We start from the raw sequence: 5491 nt of genomic DNA on the forward strand, positions 1-5491 counted from the left end.
CGCGGGGATCGCCATGTCGGGCGAGTCCCGCTGCGGGTTCGGGCCGAAGGCGCTCTTCGCGCAGCCGCTCCTGCTCAGCCGCGTGTCGACCTCGATCGGGCCGGTGCCGGTCACCCTCACCGTCGACGGGCAGGTGTTCCTGTCGGGGTCGTCGTCCACGTTCGGGCACCTCGCGACCGCCGCGCGGGGCGACGTGCGCGGCGTCGTCCGCACGGTCTACGACGGGCTGCGCGCCACCCGGACCGGCCGGCTCACGACCCGGCTGCGGCCGCACGACACGACCGTCGCGGCCTCGGGCGGCGCCCAGGTCGGCCTGTCCTCGACGGTCGGCGTGCGGGTCTTCGGGCTGGCCGGCCCGGACGTCGACCTCGGGGCGGGGGCGCGGACGATCTCGGACGTCGCCCGGTCCGCCGGCGAGCCCTGGTGGCGGACGACCGTGCCCGACGAGCTCGGCACCACCTTCGCGCTCCAGGCCTGGCGGGCGGACCTGCAGGAGCCGCGGGTCCGGCTCGCGGGCCACGAGGACGAGCTCGCCCGCGCGTCCCGACCCCCCGGCGGCAGCTCGGTGTCCCCGCCGGCCGCCGCGCCCGATCCCCTGCCCGACGGCGCCGTCGCCCGCGTGCGCTGGGACAGCGCCGCGACGGTCGACGTCCACGCGTGGGACCTCGACGGCCACCACGCCTCCGGCGCCGCGCCGCTCGCGGTGCCGGGCGCGACGGTCCGGTCCGGCTACCAGGACGGCGTGCCGACCGTGCAGCTGGACGCCGCCGACCCCGGCCGGCCCCTGACGCTCGGCCTCTGCCTGGCCGACGGCAGCGAAGCGGCGGTGACCGTCGACGTCCGCGCCGGCGACGGCAGCACCGTGCGGCGCACGGTCGTGCTGCGCGGCCGGCGCGCCGGGTCGCTCGCCGCCGTCAGCCCCGAGGGTGGGCCGGCGTTCACGCCCCCGGGAGACTGGTGCGGCCTGCCGACCGGCGACCCGATCGGTCTGGGCCAGCTGACGGACGGCATCTTCTCCGCGACGCGCGCCCGGACCCGCGTCGGCGTGAACGACGCGCCGGAGGGCCGAGTGCGCCAGACTGACGGAGTGACCTTCAGCACACAGGTCGTCCGCTGATGCGGCGCCGGACCCCGACCGCGGTCGCCGTGCTCTGCGGCGGCGGGCCAGCCGACGGCGAGACCCGTCCGATCGAGGACGGCGCCCTGACCGTCGTCATCCCGGAAGGGCCGAGCGCCGAGCTGCACGCCGACGACGCCGCCGAGCCGCGCGGCGCGCGACGCCGGGCGCACGTCTACGAGCGGCACGCCGACGGCCGCTTCTTCTACCTCGGGCCCGTCGTGCTCGAGGACGAGCCCGAGCTGCCCGCCCGGACGCACGCCGACGTCCAGGCGATGGGTCTCGCCGCCCTCGGCCACGACAAGGGCCCCAGCGCCCTGGCGATCGTGACCGTGATCGTCGCGCTGACCGCCGTGATGATGCTGTTCAACGAGTACAGCTAGAGCTGGCGGCCGCCGTGACGGACTGGGGCGACATCATCAAGAGCACCGAGCTCTTCCCGCCGATCGGCGCCCGCCACGGTCTGCAGCTGATCACCGACCTCGTCCGCGGGGTCGACGAGCGCGGCCCGATCCTCCAGGTCGAGCTGCACAGCGACGACCTGCGGCTGATGATGCACCGCTACGTCGCGGTACCCGACGGCGCCGAGTGGATCGCCGCGCTGACGGGCCTGTTGGACGTCCCGGAGGGCGAGCTGCCGCACCCGGACAAGTGGGCCGAGATGACCGACGCCTACATGGCGCACCGCCAGGCGCTCGACGGCCTGCCGGTCCTCGACGACCCCCGCGGCTGACCGGGCCTGTCCCCGGCGGCGCGTCGGCCGTAAGCTCCGCGCCAGCGTGGTGCGTCCCGGCGCCCGCGGCCGTCGACCGAGGACCCCATGAAGCGCAGCTACATCACCATCGGCCTGATCACGCTCGTCGTCGTCGCGCTGGCCGCGGTCCTCTTCGCCGGCGGTGGAGCCGACGGTCCATCGGGGACCGACGGCTCGGGCACGGTGGCACGCGCGCCGAAGGGCGCCCTGGAGGTCTCGTTCGTCTACTCGCCCGAGAAGGAGGCGCTCCTGCAGCCGCTGATCGCGCGCTTCAACGACGAGCGCCGCGAGGTCGGCGGCAAGCCCGTCTTCGTGTCCGCCCGGGTCGTGGCCTCCGGCGACGCCGAGCGGCGCATCGCCGACGGCACGCTGAAGCCGACGGTCTGGTCCCCGGCGGGATCGTTGTGGGGCCGGCTCCTGAACTTCGACGCCGACCGCGCCTACGTCGCGAAGACGAACCGCTCGATCGTGTCGACGCCGCTGGTGATCGCGATGTGGGAACCGCTGGCCCGCGCGCTCGGCTGGCCGAAGAAGCAGGTCTCCTACGCGGACATCCTGAAGCTGGCGACCGCCAAGGGCGGCTGGGCCGGCGTCGGGCATCCGGAGTTCGGTGCCTTCCGCCTCGTCCACACCAACCCGGAGTTCTCGACCGCCGGCCTCGAGGCCGTCGTCGCCGAGTACTACGCGGCGGTGGGCAAGAAGGAGGGCCTGACGGTGCAGGACGTCTCGGCCGCCCGCGCCAAGGTCCGCGCGATCGAGAACTCGATCGTCCACTACGGCGACACGACGCTGTTCGTCGAGCAGCAGCTGCGCCGCGGCGGCCCGGGCTACGCGTCGGCGGTGGCGATGGAGGAGACGACCGTCGCCGCGTTCAACCGCGACCGCGGCGGTCAGCCGCGCCTGATCGCGCTGCACCCGGAGGAGGGGACGTTCTTCAGCGACAGCCCCTACGCCGTCCTCGATGCGCCCTGGGTGACCCCGGAGCAGCAGCAGGGCGCCGCCGCGTTCGACGACTTCCTGCGGCGCAACGTCGACGCCGACCAGGCGGCGGGCCAGGGCTTCCGGATCGGCACCGAGCCCGTGAAGGAGCGCGGGATCCTGACGGCGCAGAACGGCGTCGACGTCTCGCGCGACCTGCGGACGCTGTCGCTGCCGGAGCCCCGCGTGATGGACACGCTCAAGGAGGCGTGGCGCGCGGACCGCAAGCCCGCGAACGTCCTGCTCGTCACCGACGTGTCGGGCTCGATGAACGACGAGGGCCGGCTGCAGAACGCGAAGGACGGCCTGAAGGCGTTCTTCGGGCAGGTCTCGCCGCGCGACCGGGTGGGCCTCGTCGCGTTCTCCGACCGCACGGTGCTGCAGCTGCCCCTCGAGCCGTTCGCGAAGAACAAGTCGCAGCTGCTCGGCGCGGTGGAGACGCTGTCGGCCGACGGCGGCACCGCGGTCTACGACGCCACCGTCGAGGGCCTGCGGACCGTGCGCCGCGAGGCCGGCCGCGGCGACCGCATCAACGCCGTGGTGCTGCTGACCGACGGCGAGGACACCGACTCGACGCGCAGCGTCCAGGACGCGGTGCGCGCGGCGGGGGAACAGCCCGACAGCGCCGGCGAGGTCCGCGTCTTCACGATCGCCTACTCCGCCGGGGCGGCCGGCTCGGCCGACGCGCTGAAGCGGATCGCCGAGGCGTCGGGCGGCAAGGCCTACACCGGCGACACGGACGACATCGACGGCGTCTACCGGAGCATCAGCTCCTTCTTCTGAGCCGATGACGACCCCGCAGAAGCTCCGCTCCCCGGCCGAGGTCCGCAAGGCCTACGGGCGCGCGCTCGTGGTGCGCGCCGCGACGCACCCGGCGGCCCTCGTCGTGCTGGTGGTCCTGCTGGTGGCGGGGTTCGTGATCGGTCTGGCCCCGGCGCTGACCATCGCGCTGGCGGCCGCCGTCTACGTCGTGTCCGGCGGCGTGCTGCTGGCCAACGCCGAGTTCCGGGACGGCGTGCTCGCCGACCTGCGGCCCCCGGCGGTCGACTCGGCGACGATCCTGCCCAGCCGGCCCCTGGCGATGCCCGTCGCCCAGGCCTACGGCCAGGCGCGGGACCACGCCCTGAAGCTCCGCGACCTCGCGGCGCCGGACCGGCTCGACCAGCCCGAGGTCGCCGCCGAGGCCGACCGGCTCGTCGCGCACCTGACCCACGGGGCGGAGAAGGCGTCGGTCCTGGCCGACACGCTGGCCGACCTCGACGTCGCGGGCATCGGCCGGCAGCTGCGGTCCGCGGAGTCCACGGGGGAGGCCGACCTGGCCGACGCCTACCGCCAGCAGCTGCGCGGTGCCCAGCGCTGTGAGGAGCAGCTCGGCCGCTACTACGCCGAGTGCCGTCGGGCGACGGTCGAGGTCGACACGATCCGGATGAACCTCGCGGCCGCGTCGTCGATGCAGAGCGGCGAGGACAGCCGCCAGGCCGCCGAGGCGCTGCGCTCCGTCCGCGAGCACGCCGGCGCCCTCGTGGAGGGGATGGAGGAGGCGTACGCGGAGCGCCCGGCGCCCTGAGGCCACGCCGTCTTGTCCGAACGTCCAGGGGGTTCCGCCGCCGGGGACGGCAAGATTCCCCGGGGTCCGTCCTCCGGACGCCCGGCATCCCGCCGCGGCGCCGCACCGGGCCTCCCCGCGGAGCCGAACCGAGCACGATGAGCACCACGATCGCCGCCATGACCGACGATCAGTGCCTGGCCCTGGCCAAGGTCGCCGAGCGCCCCCGTCGGCACGACCGCCTGGTCAGCGACCTCGCGGACGACCTCGCGGGCTCCGACGCCACCGACCGCGGCCTGGACGCCCTCGCATGGCTCGAGGCCCACGGCCTCGCGAGCGCCCCGCCGACGGACCTGTCCGTCTGGCAGCTGACCGGCGGCGGCCGGGCCCTGCTGGGCCAGGTCCAGTCGCGGGTCGGCGGGCAGTAGCACCGCGGCCCCAAGGGGTCGGGGTGACGACAGCTGATCAGGAACCCGCCGCCACCCCGGGCAGCAACCCGCCGGCGACGACGAGCTGTCGGAGCTGCCACTGGTGGCAACGGCCCGGCCGGCGGATCGGATGCACTCGTCCGGGTACGGTGTCCTCATGCTCTCGCCCGCGGACTTCGAGGCCTGCGTCGCCCGCTGCCACCGGGGGACGCTGGTCCGCCAGGTCGGCGAGGAGCAGGCGCGGGCGGCGCCGACGGCCGGGCTCGTGCCGGCCGGCGCCGACGTGACCGCCGCGTCGCACTCGTCGTACCTGGCACCCCGGCCGGGGTGCCTCTACCTCGCGCGTCCCGGGGGCCGGGCGCGGTCGAGTGACCCGTGGGTCGTCGCGATCGACATGAGGCGACTGGACCCCGACCGCTTCGTCGTCGACGAGGGCGCGTACTTCTCCCAGCTCATGTGGGGCTCGTCCCGCCCGTACCTGCCCCTCGCTCCGCCGGACGGCGAGCTCCCGGCGAGCGTCGTCTCGCGGATCGGCTGCAACACGTCGCTGGACAACGGCCGGCCGACGGCGGGGGAGTGGATCGACTCGATCTCCGCCGACCTCGACACGAGCGACCAGGTCCGTCGCTGCTTCGAGGACACGGACGTGATCGCCTACGCCGGCGCGA

7 protein-coding genes are annotated in these 5491 nt (G+C 75.0%); all 7 read left to right on the top strand.

Translation table 11 applies throughout. From position 1 onward, the window contains the following. Positions 1–1117: hypothetical protein (locus AB0L40_RS26040; RefSeq protein WP_364361428.1), on the top strand; the 1117-nt coding region annotated here is incomplete at its 5' end. Further along, positions 1117–1500 (top strand): hypothetical protein, encoded by a 384-nt coding sequence (locus AB0L40_RS26045; protein WP_364361430.1) that lies wholly within the window; start codon positions 1117–1119, stop codon positions 1498–1500. The genes AB0L40_RS26040 and AB0L40_RS26045, both read left to right, overlap by 1 nt. A 14-nt stretch (positions 1501–1514) precedes the next feature. After that, on the top strand, positions 1515–1850 hold the full coding sequence (locus AB0L40_RS26050; RefSeq protein WP_364361432.1) for a hypothetical protein: 336 nt from the start codon (positions 1515–1517) through the stop codon (positions 1848–1850). Between the two features lie 87 nt (positions 1851–1937). Then, on the top strand, positions 1938–3632 hold the full coding sequence (locus AB0L40_RS26055; RefSeq protein WP_364361434.1) for a VWA domain-containing protein: 1695 nt from the start codon (positions 1938–1940) through the stop codon (positions 3630–3632). 4 nt (positions 3633–3636) lie between these two features. Continuing rightward, entirely contained in the window at positions 3637–4416 is a 780-nt protein-coding gene (locus AB0L40_RS26060) for a hypothetical protein (protein WP_364361436.1), read from the top strand. Between the two features lie 158 nt (positions 4417–4574). Further along, entirely contained in the window at positions 4575–4823 is a 249-nt protein-coding gene (locus AB0L40_RS26065) for a hypothetical protein (protein ID WP_364361438.1), read from the top strand. Between the two features lie 157 nt (positions 4824–4980). After that, positions 4981–5491, top strand: a 511-nt coding sequence (locus AB0L40_RS26070) for a hypothetical protein (protein WP_364361440.1), incomplete at its 3' end; no start/stop codon positions are given.

Source organism: Patulibacter sp. NPDC049589 (genome assembly GCF_040675535.1).
Taxonomy (GTDB): Bacteria; Actinomycetota; Thermoleophilia; order Solirubrobacterales; family Solirubrobacteraceae; genus Patulibacter.

Coding starts and splice junctions, on each gene's coding strand:
- AB0L40_RS26045 (WP_364361430.1), top strand. CDS start 1,117: ATGCGGCGCCGGACCCCGACCGCGGTCGCCGTGCTCTGCGGCGGCGGG.
- AB0L40_RS26055 (WP_364361434.1), top strand. CDS start 1,938: ATGAAGCGCAGCTACATCACCATCGGCCTGATCACGCTCGTCGTCGTC.
- AB0L40_RS26060 (WP_364361436.1), top strand. CDS start 3,637: ATGACGACCCCGCAGAAGCTCCGCTCCCCGGCCGAGGTCCGCAAGGCC.
- AB0L40_RS26065 (WP_364361438.1), top strand. CDS start 4,575: ATGACCGACGATCAGTGCCTGGCCCTGGCCAAGGTCGCCGAGCGCCCC.